Annotated in this window: 10 protein-coding genes; 7 read left to right on the forward strand and 3 right to left on the reverse strand. The window is 72.7% G+C overall.

The annotated features are described in order from the left end of the window. Window positions 1–85: 85 nt before the first annotated feature. Together KKZ08_RS36445 and KKZ08_RS36450 are read left to right on the forward strand one after the other, a co-directional pair. A complete protein-coding gene (locus KKZ08_RS36445; RefSeq protein WP_346657906.1) occupies window positions 86–721 on the forward strand; it encodes a HEAT repeat domain-containing protein in 636 nt (211 codons plus the stop codon). Between the two features lie 3 nt (window positions 722–724). Continuing rightward, window positions 725–1,735, forward strand: a complete 1,011-nt coding sequence (locus tag KKZ08_RS36450; protein ID WP_223778505.1) for a HEAT repeat domain-containing protein — start codon at window positions 725–727, stop codon at window positions 1,733–1,735. A gap of 24 nt (window positions 1,736–1,759) precedes the next feature. Here KKZ08_RS36450 and KKZ08_RS36455 read toward each other — a convergent pair whose 3' ends face one another. Next, on the reverse strand, window positions 1,760–2,485 hold the full coding sequence (locus tag KKZ08_RS36455; protein ID WP_223778506.1) for a nucleotidyltransferase domain-containing protein: 726 nt from the start codon (window positions 2,483–2,485) through the stop codon (window positions 1,760–1,762). A 113-nt stretch (window positions 2,486–2,598) separates the two neighbouring features. Between KKZ08_RS36455 and KKZ08_RS36460 the strand changes: the two genes are divergently transcribed. Then, window positions 2,599–3,960 carry an ankyrin repeat domain-containing protein gene (locus KKZ08_RS36460; RefSeq protein ID WP_223778507.1) on the forward strand — a complete coding sequence of 454 codons (1,362 nt, stop codon included), beginning with the start codon at window positions 2,599–2,601 and terminating at the stop codon, window positions 3,958–3,960. Between the two features lie 13 nt (window positions 3,961–3,973). Here the strand turns inward: KKZ08_RS36460 and KKZ08_RS36465 are convergent, their stop codons facing one another. Then, a complete protein-coding gene (locus KKZ08_RS36465; protein WP_223778508.1) occupies window positions 3,974–4,741 on the reverse strand; it encodes an NPP1 family protein in 768 nt (255 codons plus the stop codon). Window positions 4,742–4,867: 126 nt separating this feature from the next. Then, complete coding sequence (locus KKZ08_RS36470; protein ID WP_223778509.1) at window positions 4,868–5,815, reverse strand: methionyl-tRNA formyltransferase; 948 nt, start codon at window positions 5,813–5,815, stop codon at window positions 4,868–4,870. Window positions 5,816–6,063: 248 nt separating this feature from the next. Between KKZ08_RS36470 and KKZ08_RS36475 the strand changes: the two genes are divergently transcribed. The 4 genes from KKZ08_RS36475 to KKZ08_RS36490 all read left to right on the forward strand — a co-directional run bounded on the left by KKZ08_RS36475 (window position 6,064) and on the right by KKZ08_RS36490 (window position 23,288). Continuing rightward, a complete protein-coding gene (locus KKZ08_RS36475) occupies window positions 6,064–7,416 on the forward strand; it encodes a lysine N(6)-hydroxylase/L-ornithine N(5)-oxygenase family protein (protein ID WP_223778510.1) in 1,353 nt (450 codons plus the stop codon). 121 nt (window positions 7,417–7,537) lie between these two features. Further along, window positions 7,538–8,581, forward strand: coding sequence for an iron-siderophore ABC transporter substrate-binding protein (locus KKZ08_RS36480; RefSeq protein ID WP_223778511.1), 1,044 nt, complete (start codon window positions 7,538–7,540; stop codon window positions 8,579–8,581). A gap of 182 nt (window positions 8,582–8,763) precedes the next feature. Next, window positions 8,764–23,082, forward strand: coding sequence for a non-ribosomal peptide synthetase (locus KKZ08_RS36485; protein ID WP_223778512.1), 14,319 nt, complete (start codon window positions 8,764–8,766; stop codon window positions 23,080–23,082). Next, window positions 23,079–23,288 (forward strand): MbtH family protein, encoded by a 210-nt coding sequence (locus KKZ08_RS36490; RefSeq protein ID WP_223778513.1) that lies wholly within the window; start codon window positions 23,079–23,081, stop codon window positions 23,286–23,288. Before KKZ08_RS36485 ends, KKZ08_RS36490 begins: the two co-directional genes overlap by 4 nt. Window positions 23,289–23,484 lie beyond the last annotated feature (196 nt).

A 23,484-nucleotide genomic window follows, 5' to 3' on the forward strand; every position in this document is an offset into this window, starting at 1 on the left:
CACTGCGTCGAAGGAGGTGGTCCCGATGACCCTGCCAAGACCGGATACAGACGAGGTTCGCGCTCGCCAAGGGCGGCTTCAAGGCATGCTCCAAGGCCTGGAGGACAGCCGTCCGTCCGTGCGGCTGCGGGCGGCGATGGCGGTCGGCACGAGCCCTGACCCGCGGTTCATCGACAAGCTCGTCGAACGGTGCGCGGTCGAGCCCGAGTTCCAGGTGCGCGAAATGCTCACATGGGCGCTCACCCGCCACCCGGCGTCAGCGACGGTTCCGGTGCTCGTCGGCGAGGTCCGTTCGGAGTGCGCGCAGGCCCGGAGCCAGGCCTTGCACACGCTGTCCAAGATCCGGGACCGGCGGGCGTGGCCGGCGATCACCAGGGCGCTGCTGGTAGACGCCGACGACGAGGTGGCGCGGAGCGCCTGGCGGGCGGCGGTCGTGCTCGTACCCGAAGGCGAGGAGCCCGAGCTGGCCGCAGTATTGTCGACACAGCTCGGGCGCGGCGACCGCGAGACGCACCTGAGCCTCAGCCGGGCGCTGGTCGCGCTCGGTGACGTGATCGTGCCGGTTCTGCGCGCCGCGACGACGGACCCCGACCCCCGCGTACGGGCGCACGCGCTCGCCACGGAACGGCTGTCGCGCGACCCGGACGCCGGCTTCGAGTTCGCGATCGAGGAGGCGAAGCGCGTCGTCGCCCTCGGCGGGGCCGATGGGGGAGGGGGATAGGCAGTGCTGATCGGTGAGGTGGCACGACGCTCCGGGGTGAGCGCCCGCATGCTCAGGCATTACGAATCGCTCGGCCTGGTGCGGCCGACGGGCCGTACCGACACCAACTATCGGGAGTACTCCGGCGACGACATCCGGCGGATCTTCCATATCGAGAGCCTGCGGTCACTGGGGCTGTCCCTGCGTGACGTCGGGCGCGCGCTCGACGACCCCGGCTTCACGCCCTCGGGGCTCGTCGACGACCTCATCCGCCGGACGCGCGAACGCATCGGGGCGGAGACGGAGTTGCTCACGCGGCTCCGCCGGATCGGCGCCGCGGAACCCGACGGCTGGGAGGACGTCCTCCAGAGCGTCGCGCTCCTCCAGGCACTGGGGTCGAAGAGCCCCGAACAGCGCCAGCGAGCCGCCCTGTCCTCGGTCGAAGAGGTTCCGGTGCCGGTGGAAGCGCTGGTCGAGGCGGCGCTGAGCGAGACGGATCCGAACGTCGCCGGAGCCCTGCGATGGGCGCTGGCGCGGTCGGGCGACGAGGGACGGCCTCTGCTGGCGAAGGGCCTCGGCTCACCGGCGGCCGAGGTCCGCGAGCGCGCCGTCCAGGCCATAGCCGAGATTCCGAACGACGAGGCGACCGCACTGCTGCGGGAGGCGCTCGCCCACACCGACGTCGTGGTCCGCCGGCACGCGGCGCTGGCGCTCGGGGCCCGTGGAGTGACCGAGGCGGTGCCTACGCTCATCGACATGGTCGTCGAGCAGGCGAACGACGTCGATGCCGCCGACGCGCTGAGCGCCCTGGCGAGCGGTCATCCGGCGTCGGCGGACGAGATCGCCACCGGGCTCATCGACCGCCTCGCCCACAACACCCCTGGCTCCCCGTCCCTCCGCCGACGGCTGACCGAGGCGCTCGCGGAGATCCCGGGGGCCACGGCGTCGCGTGCGCTGGCGGATCTGTCACATGACGACGACCGCGCCGTGGCGGTGACGGCGACGTACGTCCTCGGGATACGGGAGGCCCGCTAGCGCACTGACATCGTCGTCGACCGGTCAGGCGCGCCAGCGGTGGGAGTAGCCCTCCCGCAAGGGCCCGCCGAGCAGGTCGAGCACCTGCTCCACCGCGGTGGCCAACGGCCCGGCGTCGGCGTGCTCCGCCACGGCCTGGTGACCGTCCAACAAGGCTTTGCCGATGGGCGGGTCCGCGCCGAGCAACCTGCGCGGGAGCCACTTGCCGATGCCGGTCCAGGCGCCGTGATGGGCGGTGACCAGGTCCGCTGCCGTGCGCAGGGCGTGATCGGCGAGGGAGAGCTGTTCGTACCGGTTGTCCGGCGGGGCGCCGACCAGGTCGTCCAGGGAGCAGGTGAGAACGTAGCGGCCGTGTTCCCACTCCGCCGCGGTGAGCGGAGGCGGCCCGGCGGCGAGGGTGTTCCGGGCCAGTCGGCACGTGCGGACCATGTGCCCGTGCGGATCGGCCAGAGGCAGGCCCTGGGCGTAGATGAAGAGGACCGTCGCGCGACGCCGGGCCCTGTCCCAGGCGAAGAACTCCGGCACGTCCTGAAGGGTGTTGAGGAACAGTTCGACTATGCGGCCGTCGTGACGGACCACCTCCCGACGGCTGGTGTCCGAGTCGGGAAGGAGGACGGCCACGTCCAGGTCACTGGCCCGGGTCGCCCGCCCCTGAGCGGCGGAGCCTCCGAGGACGGCGCCCAGAGCGTGCGGAAAGAGCTCCGTGACCACTCGGAGAGCGTGGGCCTCGACGGTTTCCTGATCATCCATGGGTGCCTATCGTGCCAGTTGTTGGGCGCACGATCCGCAGTACCTCCACGGCGGTTGGCGTCAGGCGGGGGATGGGCGGCGGGTGGCGGCGCGCTTGTAGTTGAGGGGGATGGATGAACGAGGACGGACTCGGTGGCCGGCTCTTGACGGCGGTCCGGGCGGGGGACGCCGACGCGGTGCGGACGCTGCTGGCCGACGGTGCGGATCCGGACAGCACCGGGGCGGACGGGCTGTCCGCGCTGTGCGTGGCGGTGGCCGCGTACGACGAGGCGGTCACCGAAGCGCTGGTGTACGGCGGAGCCGACCCCGACCGCGTGCTGCCGGACGGCACCACGCCACTGTGGCAGGCCGCTGACGGCGGCTCACCGGCGGTCTTCGTCACCCTGTTGGGAACGGACGCGCTGGAGCGGCTGCCGGAAGCTGCCCGTGAGCGGCTGCTCGCCCTGGCGCGGGGCTGGTACGAGACAGGGGCGGCCGAAGAGCTGCGGCGCCGGACCGGCGCGACGGGCCCCGCCACCACGGCCCGGGTACCGGAGGGCGCGTACGACTGGGTGGACGAGGTCACGCTCGGCGGACGCGTCGTCAGGGGCGGGCACGGCGCCATCCTCACCTGGCTCGAATGGGCCTTCCGCGTCCTGACCTCCGTCGACGAACTGGTCGCCCGCGCCGTCCGGCGGCGGGACGAGGACCATGTCGACTGGACGGCGGCCCGCTGGATCCTCGTCCAGCGGCGGAGCGACGAGACCTGGTCGGCCGTGGTCGCCCACCGCCACCACCCGGACCCGGTGTACCGCCGCTTCGTGACGGACTACGTGCGGATGCGGTCGCTGGTGGACTCCGGGCACCGCTCCTACCGGAAGAAGGAGGGCGAACTGCTGGCCGCCTGGGCCGCCGAGGAGACGGACGCCGAGATGCTCGCCGAGGTTCTCACCGCGCTCGCCGAGTACGAACACCCCGGGCAGGAGGCCGTCGGGCTCCGCCACGCCGACCACCCCGACCCGCGCGTACGCCGCGAAGTGCCCTGCCTCCTCCTGGCCGATGACGCGGGCCCGCGCTCACCGGCGGCCAGGGACGCGGTGCTCGCCCTCATGAGCGACACGGACGCGGAGGTGCGGCTCAGTGCGTGCTCCGCGGCGGTGGAGCACGACGAGCTTCTCCCGGCGGCGATCCGGACGCTGCTCCTGCTGGCCGAGAGCCCGGTCGTCCCCGTGCGCCACGGGGCCGCGGTGACACTGGCCGCTTCCCGTGACCACACGCCCGCCGTCGCGGACGCCCTCGTCACGCTGCTGAACGAGGACGAACAGCTCGTGCGGCTTGAGGCCGCCTGGGGGCTGGCCCGGCGCGACGACCCGCGCACCGAAGAGGCGTACGAGCGCGTGGGCCCCCTCGGCCCGGGCTTCGAGCACGACCACCGGGCCCACGCGCTCGGGGAGTGGAGAGGACGCAGGAGGGGGAGGGGCCAGGCCGCCGGGTGAGGGCCTCCTCCGGTCAGGCGTTGACGTCGAAGGGCACGCCGGAGGGCAGCGCCGCGGCCAGATGACCGGGGAAACTCGCGTCCTTCAGACCGAAGGTGGCGCTGCCGAAGTCGTGGGCGCTCAACTTCTCCCGTACGCCCGCCGGATAGCCGTTCCAGCCGACGAGGGACGGGAACTGCCATGCGCCGCGGTGGTTCTCGGGCGGCTCGTCGGCCGCGTTCGCGGGGCGGAAGCAGTGCGTGCCGATGCCGTCCTTGTGATAGACCACCTTCGGGTGGGTGCCGTCCCAGCGGATCCGGTCGCGCGGGTAGATGTCGAAGCGGCCGTGGGCGGAGGTGGCGACGTACTCGGCGCGGCCGTCCTTGACCCACACCACCACGTGCTCCCAGTCGTGCCGGTGACCACCGAGTCCGCTGCCGGCGACTGCCTGGTCCTTCTCGAAGTAGAGGCCGTAGAGGATGGCGCACCAGCCGTTGTCGCACTTGGCGCGGGCGTAGCCGTTGGTGTTCGCGAGGTCGCCGGCGTCGTGGCACTGGCCGTTGACCGCGCCGCCCGGCTTGAGACCGCCGTTCACGGTGCCGTCGGGGGCGATGGCGGGCGTCGGGTAGCAGCCGTCGCCGTCATAGTCGTACGCGGGCTGGAACGTCTGCTCGATGCCGTCGGCGTGCGCGGGCAGGGCCGGCGGCGGGGCGGCGAGGGCCGTGCCCGCGGAGGCGACCACCAGGGCGAGGGCGCCGGTGACGGACACGGACGTTCTGCGGATCACTCTGCTCGGCTTCACTGCGGTCTCCTGCGTCACGGTGGGGGCACGACAGATTTGTCATGCCCCCACCATCAGCAGGCGACGCGCACGTTCAACGTCTGTGAACAGAGGCGGAATTGAGCGGTGGGTTGCGGACCCCGGCCGTCAGGGGCGGCTGGTGAGGTAGCCGCCCATGGACGTGAAGTACTCCGTCGCGGGCAGCTCGCGGCCGTCCTCGGTCCGGACGCGGGTGATGGCGAGGCCGTGGTTGCGGCCGGTGCGGGCGTCGGCGCCCGCGACGATCACCACGCCGTCCCCCTCGCGGTAGAAGACGCGGCCCGGGGTGCCGCCGTAGCGGTTCTCGGAGACGACCGCGGAGACGACTTCGAGCCGCTTGCCCTTGTGGAAGGTGAAGGCGCTCGGGTAGGGGGCGGACTGGGCGCGGACGAGACGCTCCAGATCCTCGGCGGGCCAGTCCCAGTTGATGCGGATGTCTTCCTCGGCCCGCTTGTGGAAGAAGCTCGCCTGCGACCGGTCCTGCTTGGTGAACTCGGTCTGCCCGGAGGCGATCAGGTCCAGGGCGCCGATCGTCACCGGGGCGATGAGGTCGACCGTCTTGTGGAACAGGTCGGTCGCCGTGTCCGTCGGCTCGACCTTCACCGCGCGCTGCATCACGATGTCGCCGGCGTCGAGCTCCTCGTCCATCATGTGGCCCGTGACGCCGACCTCGCTCTCGCCGTTGATGAGGGCCCAGATCAGCGGGGAGAAGCCGGCGTACTTCGGCAGCAGCGAGTCGTGGATGTTCAGAGTGCCGTGGCGGGGCAGCGTGTAGATGCGCGGCGGGATCCACGTACGCCAGTTGTTGGCGACGATGATGTCCGGGTCGGCCTCCTTGAGGCGGTCGAACAGCTCCTCGTCGTCGGGGCGGTTGCGGATGACCACCGGGACTCCGTGCTCCTCGGCGAGGTCGGCGACCGAGTCGCTCCAGATCTTCTCGTACGCGTGCTCGCTCTTCGGGTGGGTCACCACCATCACGACGTCGTGCTCGGAGTCCAGGAGAGCTTGCAGGGTCCGATGACCCCAGGTCTGGTAACCGAACATGACGACCCGCATGTGTTTCCTCCTCGGAGAGCGAAATGAATCGCACTTAGTAAAGCAAGCCTTACCTAACGGTGCAACAAGTGCTCTTCTGTGGTGAGTTCGGTGCCCCTAACTCGCGCTCTGTCCGATTTGTCGGGTCGACAGGTTGGCCGGATCAGGTTAGCTTTACCTAAGTTCCGCTGGTCGCCGCCTTCGGTGTGCCCGGTCCCCTTGATTTCATCCACGCCTGACAGGCGGCTGTCCCGCACGATGGGAGTGACATGTCTCAGGTTCTTCCTGGCGACGCACCTCTGATTCACGACCTCATTGGAATCGGCTTCGGGCCGTCCAATGTGGCCATGGCGCTTGCGCTCAGCGAGCACAACGCGAAGGTCGGCAGGCAGGAGACCGTCACCGCTCACTTCTTCGAGCGCCAACCCAGCTTCGGCTGGCACCGAGGCATGCTCATCGACGACGCGACGATGCAGGTCTCCTTCCTCAAGGACCTGGTGACGCTCCGCAACCCGTCGAGCGAGTACTCCTTCCTGCGCTACCTGCAGAGCAAGGGCCGCCTGGTCGACTTCGTCAACCACAAGAACCTCTTCCCGCTGCGCGTGGAGTTCCACGACTACCTGGAGTGGGCCGCGGCGAAGGTCGACGACATGGTCTCCTACGGCCACGAGGTCATCTCCGTCGAGCCCGTCGTACGCGACGGAGTGGTGGAGTACGTCGACGTGACGGCCCGCTCCGGGGCGGAGACGGTGGTCCACCGCGCCCGCAACCTCGTCATCGGCACGGGACTTCGCCCCGTCGTCCCCGAGGGCGTCGAGCGCACCGACCGCGTCTGGCACAACTCCGACCTACTCGCGAAGGTGGACGGCCTGGAGGGCACCGACCCCACCCGCTTCATCGTGGTCGGCGCCGGCCAGAGCGCCGCCGAGAACGTGGCCTACCTCCACCGCCGCTTCCCCAAGGCCGAGATCTGCGCCGTCTTCTCCCGCTACGGCTACAGCCCCGCCGACGACAGCAGCTTCGCCAACCGCATATTCGACCCGCAGGCGGTCGACGAGTACTTCACCGCCCCGGACGACATCAAGCGGCAGCTGATGGACTACCACGGCAACACCAACTACTCCGTGGTGGACATCGACCTCATCGACGACCTGTACCGCCAGGCCTACCAGGAGAAGGTGCTCGGCACCGAGCGGCTGCGGTTCATCAACGTCTCGCGGCTCACCGGCGTCAAGGAGGGCGACGGCAAGGTCCGCGCCACCATCAAGTCGCTGGTCACCGGCGAGGAGAGCGACCTGGACGCCGACGTCGTCGTGCTCGCCACGGGATACAGCCCCGCCGAGCCGCTCGGCATCCTCGGCGAGGTCGGGGACCGCTGCCACCGCGACGAGCGGGGCCGGGTGCGGGTCGAGCGCGACTACCGCCTCACGACCGACCCCGAACTGCGCTGCGGCATCTACCTCCAGGGCGGCACCGAGCACACCCACGGCATCACCTCGTCGCTGCTCTCCAACACCGCGATCCGGGTCGGCGAGATCCTCGACTCGATCATCGACCGGGGCCTGAAGTCCGCTCTGGACGAGGCCCGGCCGGTCGCCGACGGCGTCGGTTCCGGGCGCTAGAGCCCTACTCCCCAGGGGCTCTCCGCCCGAGTCAACCCCCCACACGCCTTGCCCCGCCGCAGCGCCGTCGTACGCCGCGGGCCTCGGCACGCACTGTGAAAACCCCGTGAAAGGAACAACCGTGTCCACTGGTACACGCCCCGCGCTGACGCGGCTCGTCAGAAACGTCCCCCGCGTGGCCGTCGCAGCGGTCGCCGCGCTCACCCTGGCCGCCTGCGGGGGCGGCGACGGGAACTCCGAGACGAAGTCCTCGGGCGAGAGCGGCACCAAGTCCGGCGCCTTCCCCGTGAAGGTGGAGCACAAGTACGGCACCACGACGATCGAGTCGGAGCCGAAGAAGGTCGTCACCCTCGGCCTGTCGGACCAGGACGCGGTGCTCGCGCTCGGCGTGAAGCCGGTCGGCGCGGTCGACTGGTTCAAGGAGAAGCCGTACGGCAAGTGGCCCTGGGCCAAGGACAAGTGGGGCTCCACGAAGCCCACGATCGTCGGTGAGCGCGACGAGTACAACATGGAGAAGATCGCCGCGCTGAAGCCGGACCTCGTCATCGCCCAGTACTCGGGGATGAAGAAGGAGCAGTACGACACGCTCTCCAAGTTCACCAAGGTCGTCGCGCAGCCCAAGGGCTCGCCCGACTACGGCGCGTCCTGGCAGGTCATGACCCGCCAGATCGGCAAGGCGCTCGGCAAGGAGGCCGAGACCAAGAAGCTGATCTCCGGCATCGACGCCCGCTTCAAGGCCGTCCGCGACAAGCACCCCGAGTTCGCGAAGAAGACCCTCTCCGTGGCCGACAGCTTCGAGGCGGGCAAGTACTCGGCGTTCACCAAGACGGACCCCAAGTCGATCTTCTTCTCCGAGCTCGGCTTCAAGCTCAAGCCCGAGATCGACAAGCTCGCCAAGCCGGGCGCGAACGTCGCCGACCTCAGCGCCGAGAAGCTGAACGTCCTCGATGTCGACCGGCTGGTGTGGGTGACCTCCAGCACCGAGGCGAACGACCGGATCAAGGCCGAGCCGCTGTACAAGAAGCTGAAGGTCCACCAGGACAAGCGCGACCTGTTCGTGCCGTACCAGGACCCGGACGTCGGTGCCGCGTTCTCCTTCAACACGGTCCTCTCCATCCCGTACGCGATCGACGAGATCGAGCCGATGCTGGCGGACATCAAGTAACACCCCACCGCCGAGGCGGGGCCGGCTGACGAGGGACCAGGAGAGACCACCACGCGACGGCGCGCCGGACGGCGCGCCGTCGACGGCGCGGCTCCTGGTCCCTTCTCGCTCCGCGCGCGGGCCCGCTCAGGGCGCGGGACCACCTCCACCGACGTACCACCAGGGAAAGGCCATTTCGTACGATGTTTGATGTCGAGTCGGACCGGACATCCGCTTCCGGGATACCCGTGACCGGCGGGCAATCCGGCATCTGGCTTGCCCAGCAGATCGAGCCGGACAGCTCCGCCTACAACATCGTCTTCGCCCTGGACCTGCACGGCGACATCGACCTCGACCGTCTCGGCACCGCCGTCCGGCAGGCCGTCGAGGAGGCCGGATGCCTCCACGTGAGAGTCGTCGGCGAGAACGGCCGGGCCCTCCAGCGGCCCCAGGCCGTCTCCGTGGACGTCCCCGTCGTCGACCTGCGCGACGCGGCCGCCCCCGAGGAAGCCGCCGCCGCGTGGATGGCCGCCGACCGCGACCGGCCCGCCGACCTCGCCCGAGGCCCGCTCTTCGCCCAGGCGCTGCTGCGCCTCGCGGACGACCGCGTCTGGTGGTACCAGCGCTACCACCACATCCTCATCGACGGCATGGGCGTCGCCCTCGTCACCCGCCGCGCCGGTGACCTCTACACCCTCGGCGAGCGGGCCACCGCGCCCAAGGACTGGACGCCCGCCCGCCTCGTCGCCGCCGACGCGGACTACCGCGCCTCCGAGCAGTACGCCGAGGACCGCGCCTGGTGGCGCGAGCGCCTTGCCGACCGGCCCGAGCCCGTACGTCTCGTCGAACGCGCCCCCTCGCTCATGGCGCGCCGCCTGCGGCGCTCCGTCGAACTGCCCGCGGCCGACGCCGAGTCCCTGCACACGGCGGCCCGCGGCGCGGGCGTCCGCACGTCCCGCCTCCTGATCGCGGCCGTCGCCGCCTACCTGCACCGCGTCACCGGCGAGCAGGACCTCGTCATCGGCCTGCCGATCGCCGCCCGCGGCGACGCCGTCTCGGCGGACGTCCCCGGCATGGTCTCCAACATCGTCCCGCTGCGCGTCGCCGTCCGCCCCGGCACGACCGGCACGGCCCTCGTCGCCGAGGTGCGCAACGCGGTCTCCGAGACCCTCGCGCACGGGCGCTACCGCGCCGAGGACCTGGCCAGGGACCTCGGCCTCGTCGACGGCGTGACCGAACTCGTCGGCCCCACCGTCAACATCCTGCCCCGCGGCGAGCTGCGCTTCGCCGACCACGACGCCGAACTCCTCCCGGTGTGGCTCGGCCCGGTCAGCGACCTCGGCATCAGCTTCGGCGAGGCAGGCGGCGGCAGCGGCATACACGTCCACCTGGACGCGGACGCCGACGTCTGCGACGAGGAGACGCTCCGCTCCCACGAGCGCCGGTTCCTCGCCCTGCTCCGCGCCTTCGCCGCGCACCTCGACCGCCCCGTCGGCCACCTCGAACTCACCACCGACGACGAACGCACCCGCCTGCTCGAAGAGTTCGGCGTCTCGCCGCGCGAGGTCACCGACCTGTCCTGGCCCGCCGCCTTCGAGGCACAGGTGCGCCGCGCCCCCGACGCCGTGGCGCTCGTCTGCGAGGACGAGGAGCTGACGTACGCGGAACTCGACGCCGAGGCCAACCGGCTCGCCCGCCTCCTCGTCTCCCGAGGCGTCGGCGCCGAGGACGTCGTCGCGGTGGCCCTGCCCCGTTCCCCGCAGCTCGTGGTGGCCCTGCTCGCGGTGATGAAGGCCGGCGCGGCCTATCTGCCGCTTGACGCCGACCACCCCCAGGACCGCATCGCCTACATGCTGTCCGACGCCGGGGCGCGCACCGTGCTCACCGTGCGGGAACTCGCGGGCGAACTCCCGCAGTCGCCGGACGTCACCCACATCCTGCTCGACGACCCGGCCACCGCCGAGGCCCGCGCCGCCCTGCCCGGCACCGGCCTCGGGGTGCCGGTCGCGCTCGACCAGGCCGCGTACGTCATCTACACCTCCGGCTCCACCGGCCGCCCCAAGGGCGTCGTCGTCCCCCACGACGGCGTCGGCAGCCTCATCGCCACGGCCACCGACCGCATCGGCATCGACGCGACGAGCCGCGTCGTGCAGTTCGCCTCCGTCGGCTTCGACGTGACGGTGTGGGACCTGATCATGTCGCTGTGCGTGGGCGGCCGCGTCATCGTCGTCCCGGCCGAGCGCCGCGTCGCGGGCCCCGCCCTGACCGACTACATCGCCCGGCACCACGCCACCCACATGATCCTGCCACCCTCCCTCGTCTCCGCGCTGCCGCAGGAGTGCGAACTGCCCGAGGGCGCCGTCCTGGTGGTCGGCACCGAAGCGGTACCGGGCGAGCTCATCGCCCGCTGGTCCGGACGCGTCCAGGTCGTCGTCGCGTACGGCCTCACCGAGGCGAGCGTCAACTCCACCCTGTGGCGCGCCGAGCCCGACCGGCCCGGCGCGACGCCCATCGGCGAGCCCGACCCGAACACCCGCGCCTACGTCCTCGACGCGGCGCTGCGCCCCGTCCCCGTGGGCGTCGAGGGCGAGCTGTACGTCGCCGGACGCGGCCTCGCCCGCGGCTACCTGGGACGGCCCGCGCTGACGTCGGAACGTTTCGTCGCCGACCCGTACGGCGAACCCGGCACCCGCATGTACCGCACCGGCGACCGCGTCCGCTGGGCCGCCGACGGCAACCTGGAGTTCCTCGGCCGCTCGGACGGCCAGGTCAAGGTCCGCGGCCACCGCATCGAACCGGGCGAGACCGAGAGCGCGTTCATGGCCTGCCCCGGCATCGCGCAGGCGGCCGTCCTTGTCCGCGACGACCACCGGGGCGTCAAGCGGCTCGTCGCCTACCTCGTCGGCGACGGCCGCACGGCCGCCGAGAACGACGCCGCCGTGACCGCCGCCCGCGCCCGGGTCGCCGACACCCTGCCGGATTACATGGTGCCGTCCGCCGTCGTCGTCCTCGACGGCCCGCTGCCGCTGACACCCAACGGCAAGCTCGACCGCCGCGCCCTGCCCGAGCCCCACTGGACGGCCGTGAGCGGCGCCGACGCGCCCGCCACCGAGGCCGAGACGACGCTCGCCGCGCTCTTCGCGGACGTGCTCGGCCTGCCGTCGGTCGGCGTCCACGACAGCTTCTTCGAGCTGGGCGGCGACAGCATCGTCGCCGTGCAGCTGGTGAACCGCGCGCGCGAGGCCGGTCTGCGGATCAGTCCGCGGGACGTGTTCCGCCTGCGTACGGTGGCGGCGCTCGCCCGGGTGGGGGAGGCGGTGCCCGCCGCCCCCGTGCCCCGGATCGAGCTGGACACCGACGCCCTGCCCGTCTCCCCGCTCCAGGAAGGCTTCTTCTTCCACGCGGAGTTCGACGCCGACGCCCAGGACCTCTACGTCGTCCAGGAACTCCTCGACCTGGCCGGACCGGTCGACCCGGACCGGCTGCGCCAGGCGCTGCAACTGCTCCTGGACCGGCATCCGTTGCTGCGCGCCGCCTTCCGTCAGCTGCCCGGCGGCCAGGTCGTCCAGCGCCTCGCCGACCACGTCACGCTGCCGTGGCGGCAGGCCGACCTCGCCGACACCGGCCTAGACGCCCTGCTCGAAGCCGACCGCGCCGAGGGCTTCGACCTCGCCAGGCCGCCGCTGCTGCGCGCCACCCTGATCCGCGACGGCGCACGCCACCGGCTGCTGCTCACCCTGCACCACATCGTCGCCGACGGCTGGTCCGTCTCCGTCCTGCTGCGCGAACTGACCGCCGCCTACCGGGGCGAGGAACTGCCCGAGCCGGTCGCCCCGCACGCATACCTGGCGTGGCTGGCGGCGCGGGACCAGGACGCGGCGCGCGACGCGTGGCGCCAGGCGCTGGCCGGCCTTGACGAGCCGACCCGGCTGCCGGACCTCGTGACCTCCGACGGCCTTGCGGCCGACGACGCGACCGGGCAGGCCAGGACCGCCCACGTCGACACCCGCCTCCCCGAGGGCCTCACCGCCGAACTGTCCTCCTACGCCCGCACGCACGGCCTCACCCTGAGCACCGTCGTCCACGGCACCTGGGGCCTGCTCCTCGGCGCCCTCACCGGCCGGCGGGACGTCGTCTTCGGTACCACCGTGTCCGGCCGGACGACCGAGGTGGCGGGCCTGGACTCCGCCGTCGGCCTGTTCATCAACACCGTGCCCGCCCGTGTGGGCCTGCGCCCCGACGAGTCCCTCACCGATCTGCTGCGGCGCGTCCAGGACGAGCACTCGGCGCTCCTGGACCACCAGCACCTCGGCCTCGCCGACATCCAGAAGACCGCGGGCGGCGGCGAACTCTTCGACACGCTCGTGGTGTTCGAGAACTACCCGACCGGTGACGTGTCCGCCGCCGACGAGCCGGACGCACCGCGCGTCACGGCCGCCGAGGTGTACGACGCCGTGCACTACCCCCTCGCGCTCGTCGTCGAGCCGGGGGAGAGCCTGCTGCTGCGGTTCAAGCACGACGCGGGCCGCCTCGACGAGGCGACCGTGGCCGTGCTCGCCGAGCGGTTCACCGCGCTGCTGCGCACCCTGGTCGCCGAGCCCGGCCGCACGGTCGCCCGCACCGGCCTGCTCTCCGACCGGGAGCACGAGCGGCTCGCCGAGCTGAACGCCACCGCGCGGCCGGTCCCCGACGCCACGCTCGCCTCGCTCTTCGCCGCGCAGGCGGCCCGCACCCCGCAGGCCCCGGCCGTCGTCTTCGAGGACACCACCCTCACGTACGAGCAGCTGGACGAGCGCGCCGAAGCCCTCGCCCGGCGGCTGCGGGCGCGCGGCGCCGGTCCCGAGCGGTACGTCGCGGTCGCCGTGCCCCGGTCGGCGGAGCTGATGGTCGCCCTCCTCGGCGTCCTCAAGTCGGGCGCCGCCTACCTGCCGGTCGACCTCGACTACCCGGCGGACCGGGTGGCGTTCATGCTCGGCGACTCGGGTACGCGCACCGTCGTCACCACGGCGGAGTCGGCCGGACGGCTGCCCGCCGTGCCGGACCTGGAGCACCTGGTCATCGACGAGGCCGAGCAGAGCGGTGGTGGCGCGGAAGCGCCGCCGGTCCAGCAGGCCGCGCCCGACCACCCCGCCTACCTCATCTACACCTCAGGCTCCACCGGCCGCCCCAAGGGCGTCCCGGTCACCCACCGCGCCATCGTCAACCGGCTCGCGTGGATGCAGGGGGAGTACGGCCTCACCGCCGACGACCGCGTGCTCCAGAAGACCCCGGCCAGCTTCGACGTGTCGGTGTGGGAGTTCTTCTGGGCGCTGATCGAGGGCGCGACCGTCGTCCTCGCCCGCCCCGAGGGCCACCGCGACCCGGCCTACCTGGCCGACCTGATCCAGGCGCAGCGCGTCACGACCCTGCACTTCGTGCCGTCGATGCTGGCCGCGTTCACGCAGGTCATGGAGGCCACCGCCGACCGGCGTGACTGGGTGGCGAGCCTGCGGCGCGTCTTCTGCAGCGGCGAGGCGCTCACCGGCGCGGACGCTGGCCGCTGGAGTGAGCTGACGTCCCGCTCCGGCCGGGCGCCCGTGCCGTTGCACAACCTCTACGGGCCCACCGAGGCCGCCGTCGACGTGACGTACTTCCCCTACGAGGGCGGCACCGGACTCGCCGTCCCCATCGGCCGTCCCGTCTGGAACACCAGGCTGCACGTCCTCGACGCCTTCCTGCGCCCGGTTCCGGACGGCGTGCCCGGCGAGTTGTACCTCGCCGGTGTGCAGCTGGCGCGCGGCTACCACGACCGGCCAGGGCTGACCGCCGAGCGGTTCGTCGCCGATCCGTTCGGTGCGCCCGGTGGGCGCATGTACCGCACCGGTGACCTGGTGCGGCGCCGCGCCGACGGCACCGTCGAGTACCTCGGCCGCACCGACCGCCAGGTCAAGATCCGCGGCAACCGCATCGAACTGGGCGAGATCGAGGCGGCTCTGGCGGGCCTGCCGGGCGTCGCCCGCGCCGCCGTCGTCGTCCGCGACGGCGCCCTCGTCGGCTACGTGGTCCCGGCCCCCGGCACCTCCGACCCAGGCACCACCACCGCCCCCGACACCGACGCCCTGCACGCCGCGCTCGCCGACGCGCTGCCCGCGACCATGGTGCCGAGCGCCGTCGTCGCCCTCGCCGAGCTGCCGCTGACGCCCAGCGGCAAGCTCGACCAGAACGCCCTGCCCGCACCCGACGTGACGGCGCGGACCGGTGGGCGCGCGCCCCGCGACGAGCGTGAGCGCGCCCTGTGCGACATCTTCACCGCCGTACTCGGGCTCGACGGGATCGGCGCCGACGACGACTTCTTCGTCCTCGGCGGCGACAGCCTCACCTCGATCGCCGTCGCCACCCGCGCCCGCGAGCGGGGGCTGACGCTCAGCCCCCGCGACGTCTTCGAGCACCGCACTCCCGCCGCGCTCGCCACCGCCGCCGCCGAAGCGGCCCCGGCCCCCACCCCCGAGGCACCCGTGCCCAGCGAAAACGTGACCGTCTCCGCCACCGACGCCGGACAGGCCGCCGCCGCCCTCCAGGCCATGCTGGCCCAGCAGGACCGGTCCGGCGCGGCCGTCGACCCCGCCCTGCGGGCCCTCCTCGACCAGCTGACCTCCGCCGCCGGCGCGCCCCATGAAGACCCAACGCCGCGCCCGCTGGGCGGACTTGAACTGTCCCCCGAGGAGACGGCCCGCGTCGAAGCCGTCGCCGGGCACCCGGTCGCGGACGTGTGGCCGCTCTCTCCGCTCCAGGAGGGCATGTACTTCCATGCCACCTACGACGCGGGCGACGCGCTCGACGTCTACCTCTCCCAGGAGACCCTGGACCTCGACCGGCGCCTCGACGCCGACCGGCTGCGCGCCGCCTGCCGCACGCTGCTGGAGCGCAACGTCAGCCTGCGCGCCGGTTTCACCAGCGACGGCCTGCCGAGCCCCGTCCAGTTCATCGTGGACGGCGCCGAGATCCCGCTCACCGAGGTGGACCTCTCCGAACTCCCCGCCCACGAACAGCGCACCCGTACCGAGGAGTTGCTCGCGGCCGACCGGCGGCAGCGCTTCGACCTGTCCGCCGCCCCGCTGTGCCGCCTGCTCCTGATCCGCCTCGGCGACGGCCGCGACCGGCTCGTCGTCACGCACCACCTCATCGTCTGGGACGGCTGGTCGGCGTGGCTGTTCCTGGAGGAGCTCTTCACGCTGTACGAGCGGGGCGGCGACGCCACCGGCCTGCCCGCCCCCGGCTCCTACCGCGACTACCTGGCGTGGCTGGACGAGCAGGACACCACGGCCGCCCTCGACGCCTGGCGCACCGCCCTGTCCGGCTTCGACGAGCCGACGCTGCTCGCCCCCTCGGGGCGCGACGCGGGCCCCGTCATCCCGGCCGACTTCGACGGCGTGCTGACCCCGCAGACGAGCGAGAAGCTGCGCGCCCTCGCCCGCCGCCACGGGCTCACCCTCAACACCGTTCTGAACGCCGCCTGGGGCCTGGTGCTCTCCGCGATGACCGGCCGCGCCGACGTCACCTTCGGCACCGCGGTCTCCGGACGACCCGCCGACGTGGCGAACGTCGCCGGAATCATCGGCATGTTCCTCAACACCGTCCCCGCCCGCGTCGCCTTCTCGCCGGACGAGCCCCTGCTCGACCTGCTGCGGCGCATGCAGTCCGAGCGCGCCGCCGTCATGCCGTACGAGTACGTGGGCCTCGGCACCCTCCAGCAGGAGACCGGCCACCGGCGGCTGTTCGACACCCTGTTCGTGCTGCGCTCGGCCGACGGCGAGGACCGCGCGGCGGCCCTGCGGCAGCAGCACGGCATCACCGGTGTCACCAACGTGGACGGCACGCACTTCCCGCTCACGCTGATCGTCACGCCCGGCGCCCGGATGCGGGTCACCCTCGCGGCCCGGCCCGATCTGTTCGACGCGGCCGAGGCGCAGACGATCCTCACCCGCTTCACGGCCGTGCTCGACCGGCTGGCCACGGCTCTCGAAGGCGGCACCACCGGCGCCAACGGTTCCGCCCGGACCTTCGGCGTCGACCTGCTGCTGCCCGCCGAGCGCTCCTCGCTGGTCCGCGAGTGGGCGGCCAGCCGGGAGCCGGTGCCCGACGAGACCGTCGCCGACATGCTCGCCGCCCAGGTCGCCCGCACCCCCGACGCGGTCGCCCTCGTCTTCGGCGAGCGCTCCCTCACGTACGCCGAACTCGACGCGCACATCAACCGGCTCGCCCGGCTGCTGCTCGCCCGCGGCGCCGGACCGGAGAAGGTCGTCGCCCTCGCCCTGCCGCGTTCCATCGAGATGGTCGCCGCGCTCTTCGCCGTCCTGCGCACCGGTGCCGCGTACCTGCCGCTCGACCTCGACCACCCCGCCGACCGGCTGCGCCTGATGGTCGAGGACACCGGCCCCCTGTGCCTGGTGTCCACGGCCGCCGTCGCCCCGACCCTGCGCGGCGCCGAGGGCCCCGTCGCCCCCGAACTCCTCCTGGACGACGAGGCCGTGGCCGCCGAGCTCGCGGCCCTGCCCGGCGGGGAGATCTCCGACGCCGAGCGGCCCGCCTTCGCGCACGGCGTGCCGGGCCGTCTGGAGCACCCGGCGTACGTCATCTACACGTCCGGCTCGACGGGTCGCCCGAAGGGCGTCGTCACCCCCTACCGCGGGCTGACGAACATGCAGCTCAACCACCAGAAGGAGATCTTCGACCCGGCCATCGCCTCGGCGGGCGGACGGCGGCTGCGCATCGCGCACACCGTCTCCTTCGCCTTCGACATGTCCTGGGAAGAGCTGCTCTGGCTCGTCGAGGGCCACGAGGTGCACGTCTGCGACGAGGAGCTGCGCCGCGACGCCGAGGCGCTGGTCGCGTACTGCGACGAGCACCGCGTCGACGTCGTCAACGTGACGCCCACGTACGCCCAGCTCCTCATCGAGGAGGGCCTGCTCGACCAGGACGAGACGGCGGGCAAGCACCGTCCCGCGCTGGTCCTGCTCGGCGGCGAGGCCGTCCCCGACACGGTGTGGACGAAGCTGCGCCGCACCGAGGGCTGTTACGGCTACAACCTGTACGGCCCGACCGAGTACACGATCAACACGCTCGGCGGCTCCACCGCCGACAGCGCGACCTCCACGGTCGGCGTACCGATCCGCAACACCCGCGCCTACGTGCTCGACACGATGCTGCGCCCCGTCCCGCCGGGCTGCCCCGGCGAGCTGTACATCGCCGGCACCGGCCTGGCCCGCGGCTACCACGACCGGCCCGCCCTGACCGCCGAGCGGTTCGTCGCCGACCCGTTCGGTGCGCCCGGAGAGCGCATGTACCGCACCGGTGACCTCGTACGGCAGCGTCCCGACGGGCTCCTCGACTTCCTCGGCCGCACCGACGACCAGGTCAAGATCCGCGGCTACCGCATCGAGTTGGGCGAGATCTCCACGGCCCTGTCCGCGCACCCGCAGATCGCGCACGCCGCGGTCGTCGTGAGCGAGAGCGCGGGCACCAAGCGCCTCGTCGGCTACGTCGTACCCGAGGAGGGCGCGGATCAGGGCGAGGAGCTGACCCAGCGGCTGCGCGAGCACCTGAAGGCCGGACTGCCGGACTACATGGTGCCCTCCGCGCTCGTCACCGTGGACACGCTGCCGCTGACCGTCAACGGCAAGCTGGACGTCAAGGCCCTGCCCGCCCCCGACCTCGGCGCCACCGGCCCGAGCCGCGCGCCCCGCACCCCGCAGGAGGAGACGCTCTGCGCGCTCTACGCCGAGGTGCTCGGGCTGCCCGAGGGCGGCGTCGGCATCGACAGCGACTTCTTCGAGCTCGGCGGCCACTCGCTGCTCGCCACCCGGCTCGTCAGCCGGGCCCGCACCGCGCTCGACACGGAGCTGGCGATCCGCGACCTGTTCGAGGCGCCCACCGTCGCCGAACTGGTGGAGCGCGTCCTGCGCGCCGACGGCCCCGCACGCACGGCGCGCCCGGCGCTCACGGCGGGGGAGCGGCCCGACGAACTGCCGCTCTCGCACGCCCAGCAGCGCCTGTGGGTCATCCAGCAGATCGAGTGCACCTCGGCCGCGTACAACTTCCCGCTGGTCATGCGGTTGCGCGGGGCCCTGGACACCGAGGCGTGGCGCACCGCGCTCGCCGACGTGACGGCGCGGCACGAGGCGCTGCGCACGGTCTTCGTCACCGCCGCCGACGGCCGTACGTTCCAGCGCGTGCTGCCCGCCGAGCAGGCGCACCCCGTGGTGGAGTGCCTGCGCGCCGGTGAGGACGAGGTGCCCGGCATCATCGACGCGGCCGTCAACCGGCCGTTCGACCTCGCCGCCGAGCTGCCCCTGCGCGCGACCATCGTGGAGCTGGCGCCCGAGGACCACGTCGTCGTGCTGCTGCTGCACCACATCACCACCGACGAGTGGTCGGACCGGCCGTTCCTGCGCGACCTGGCCACCGCGTACGCCGCTCGCCTCGCGGGCACGGCCCCCGACTGGGAGCCGCTGCCCGTCCAGTACGCCGACTACGCCCTGTGGCAGCAGCGGCTGCTCGGCGACCCAGAGGACCAAGGCAGCCTGGCCGCGCGGCAGTTGGAGTACTGGCGCACGGCGCTCGCCGGAGCTCCGGAAGAGCTGGAGCTGCCCACCGACCGGCCCAGGCCCGCGCGCCCCGCGTTCTCCGGCGCCGAGCTCGACATCGCGTTCGACGCCGAGCTGCACGAGGGGCTGCGGCGGCTCGCCCGCGAGAGTGGCGCCAGCATGTTCATGGTGGTGCACGCCGCCGTGGCCGCCCTGCTCCACCGCATGGGCGCGGGCACCGACATCCCCCTCGGCTCGCCCATTGCGGGCCGGAGCGACGAGGCGCTCGACGAACTGGTCGGCTTCTTCGTCAACACGTTGGTGCTGCGCACCGACGTGAGCGGCGACCCCAGCTTCACCGAACTCCTGGCCCGGGTCCGGGAGACCGACCTGGCCGCGTTCTCCCACGCCGACGTGCCCTTCGAGGCGGTCGTCGAGAAGCTCAACCCGACGCGCTCGCTCTCCCGCAACCCGCTCTTCCAGGTGATGGTCGGCTACCACGCCCGCACCGGTGACGAGCTGGAACTGCCCGGCGTACGGCCCGAGTACGTGCCGTTCCGCACCCGCTCGGCCAAGTTCGACCTGGTCTTCAGCTTCACCGAGCACACCTCCGCCGACGGCGGCGCCGACGTCCTGAACTGCCGCCTGGAGTTCGCCACCGAGCTGTTCGACCAGGGCACCGCCGAGCGGCTCGGCGACCGGCTGCGCAGGCTCGTCGCCGCGCTCGTCTCGGCTCCCGAGCGGCCCCTGTCGCAGGCGGAGATCCTCGCCGCCGACGAACGGCAGCTGGTCCTCGAAGGCTTCAACGGCGCGCCCCGCGAAGTCGACGAGAAGACCTTCCCCGCGCTGTTCGCGCGGCGGCTCGCCGAGCGGCCCGACGCGGTCGCCGTCGTGGACCGCTCCCGGTCGGTCAGCTACGCGCAGCTCGACGCCCGCGCCAACCGCGTCGCCCGGCTCCTCGCCGCGCGCGGGGTGGGTGCCGAGAGCGTGGTCGGCGTGGCCGTGCCCCGCTCCGTGGACATGGTCGCCACCGTGCTCGCCGCGCTGAGGCTCGGCGCCGCGTTCCTGCCTCTCGACCTGGTGCACCCCGGTGACCGCCTCTCGTACATGATCGAGGACTCCGGAGCGGCCCTCGTGGTCGGCACCGAACCGGTCGCGGGGAAGATCCCCGACGTGGCCGGCGTCCCCGTGGTCCTGCTCGACGAGCCGGACACCGCCGCCGAGTTGGCGGCCCTGCCCGACACTCCCGTCGCCGGCGGGCCCATCGGCCTGGACCAGGCCGCGTACGTGATCTACACGTCCGGCTCGACCGGCCGCCCCAAGGGCGTCCTGGTGCCGCACGAGGGCATCTCCAGCCTCGTCGCCACCGCCGTCGACCGCATGGGCCTGCGGCACGACAGCCGGGTGCTCCAGTTCGCGTCGATCGGCTTCGACGTCTTCGTCTTCGAACTGGCCATGGCCCTGTGCCACGGCGGGCGGCTCGTCCTCATCACCGACGAGGCGCGCGTCGCGGGCCCCGCGCTCACCGACTTCCTCGCCGACCAGCGGATCACCCACATGATCCTGCCGCCGTCCCTGGTGTCCGCGCTGCCGCCCGGCTGCCAACTGCCCGAAGGGTCGACCGTCCTGGTCGGCACCGAGACCGTGCCGCCGGACCTCTTCGAGCGGTTCGGTACGACGGCCCACCTGATCTGCGCGTACGGACTCACCGAGGCGACGGTCAACTCCACCCTGTGGCCCGCCCGCGAGCACAACGGACCGACCGGCGGCCGGGTGCCGATCGGCCGCCCCGACCCCAACACGCGCTGCTACGTCCTCGACGAGCACCTGCGCCCGGTCCCGCCGGGCGTGGTGGGGGAGCTGTACGTCTCCGGGCGCGGCCTCGCGCGCGGCTACCTCGGCAAGGCCGCCCTGACGTCGGAGCGGTTCGTCGCCGACCCGTTCGGCGCGCCCGGCAGCCGCATGTACCGCACCGGTGACCGCGCCCGCTGGTGGGCCGACGGCAACCTCGACTTCCTCGGCCGGGTCGACACCCAGGTCAAGGTGCGGGGCTTCCGCATCGAGCTGGGCGAGATCGAGGCCGCCCTCGCCGGGCACCCCGCGGTCGCCCAGGCCGCCGTGGTCCCCGACCGGGACGGCGACATCGTCCGCATCATCGGCTACGTCGTGCCGGAGCGCGAGGGCCACGTCGCACCGGAGCGCGAACTCGACCCGCAGGAGGTCCGCGCCCACGTGGCGGGCCTGCTGCCCGAGTACATGGTCCCCGCGATCGTCGTACCGCTGGACGGACCGCTGCCCCTGACGCCCAACGGCAAGCTGGACCGCAAGGCGCTGCCCGCGCCGGACTGGTCCGCGATGACCGGCGAGGCCCGCCCCGCCACCGAGACACAGGCCCGGCTCGCGGAGCTGTTCTGCGAGATCCTGAAGCTCGACAGCGTCGGCGCGCACGACAACTTCTTCGCGCTGGGCGGCCACTCCATGGCGTCGATGCGGCTTTTGAGCCGCATCCGCGCCGAGTTCGGGGCCGAGCTGAGCATCAGGGACGTCTTCGACGCGCTGACCGTCGCCGGGATCGCCGGCAAGCTCGACGGGGCCGCGGCCGCCCGCCCGGCACTGCGCCGCGCCGACAGCCGCGCCGACGGCCACGACGGGCCGCGGGAAGCCGCACCCGTCCAGCGCCGCCAGTGGCAGACGTACCGCCGGGGCCCCGGCTTCGACCACGCGCTCGTGCTCCGCTCCCCGGGCGGGCTCGACACGGACGCGCTGCGTGCGGCGCTCGCCGATGTGGTGAGCCGGCACGAGCCGCTTCGCACGGCGTTCGTCGAACGCGACGGCACCCTGCTCCAGCAGCCGGCCGGGGCCCCCGCCCTGACCGTGGAGCGGTGCGCGGACCTGGACGGCCGCCTGGCCGAACTGGCCGCGCAGGCACCGGACCTGGAGGCGGAGGCGCCGCTGCGGGCCCACCTGCTCACCGGCCCGGACGACCGCCAGGCCCTGCTGCTGACCATGCACTACCTCGCGGTGGACGAATGGTCGGTGGTCCCGCTCTTCCGCGACCTCACCTCGGCGTACGCCGCTCGTACGCAAGGCGGGGCACCCGAGTGGGAGCCGCTGCCGGTCACGTACGGCGACTACGCCGACTGGGCCCGCGATGTCCTCGGCGACCTTGCGGACCCCGGCAGCAGGGGCGGGCAGCAGCTCGCGTACTGGCGCCAGGCACTCAGCGACGTACCGACTGATCTGGCCCTGCCGGCGGACGGCCCGCGCGCCTCCGTCGCGGACGGCGTCGGCCGGCCCGGCGGTCATGTCGGCTTCGTCCTCGACGAGGAGCTGCACGCGGCCGTGGACCGGCTTGCCCGCGCCACCGGCACCAGCATGTTCATGGTGCTGCACTCGGCGCTCGCGGCCCTGCTCACCGCCCATGGCGCGGGCACCGACCTGCCCATCGGCACGATGGTCGCGGGCCGCACCGACGACCAACTCGCCGACCTGGTCGGCTGCTTCCTCAACACGGTGGTCCTGCGCACCGACACGGCGGGCGACCCGACCTTCGCGGAGCTGCTGACCCGGGTGCGGGAGACCACGCTGAGCGCCCTGGACCGCCAGGAAGTACCGTTCGACGAGGTCGTCCGCGCGACCGGTCTGCCTCCGCAAGGACCGCAGGTCATGGTGATCCACCACGAGCAGGCCGACCTGGAGCAACTGGAGGGCGGCATCGGCTCGCTGGAGGCGGTGCCGACCGGCACGGCCCGGGCGGACCTGACCTTGAGCTTCTACGAACCCCGCGGCGACGGCCCCGTGCACTGCGGGCTGATCCACGCGACCGACCGGCTCGGCACCGCCAAGGCGCGGCAGCTGGCCGACGAACTTCAGACGCTGCTGCGTACCGTGGCAGCCCAGCCCGAACAGCCGCTCTCCGAGCTGTTCACCGTACCGTCCACGAGGAGTGACAACGCATGAGCACCAACCCGTTCGAGGACCCGCAGGGCACCTTCCTGGTCCTGGTCAACGACGAGAACCAGCACTCGCTGTGGCCGTCCTTCGCCGAGGTCCCCGCCGGCTGGCGTGTCGCCTTCGGCGAGGACACCCGCGAGGCGTGCCTGTCCTACGTGGAGACCCACTGGACCGACCTGCGCCCCGCGAGCCTGACCGCGGCCCAGGGCTGACCACCGCCCGGCAGAACTGACCGCCGCCCGGGAGACTTCTTCTCCGGGGCGGCGGTTTCGTAGGTGTCGCTGGTGTGCTGCGTGCAAGTGCCTCGGGGAACGTTCCGGGGCGCCCTCGTTCTTCGTCCGCGCAGGCCACCTGAGTACGCGTACTCACGCCGAGCCAGGTCACCGCGCCCATCCGCCGCGCAGCCAC

The sequence above is a fragment of the Streptomyces sp. 135 genome (assembly GCF_020026305.1).
GTDB lineage: Bacteria > Actinomycetota > Actinomycetes > Streptomycetales > Streptomycetaceae > Streptomyces.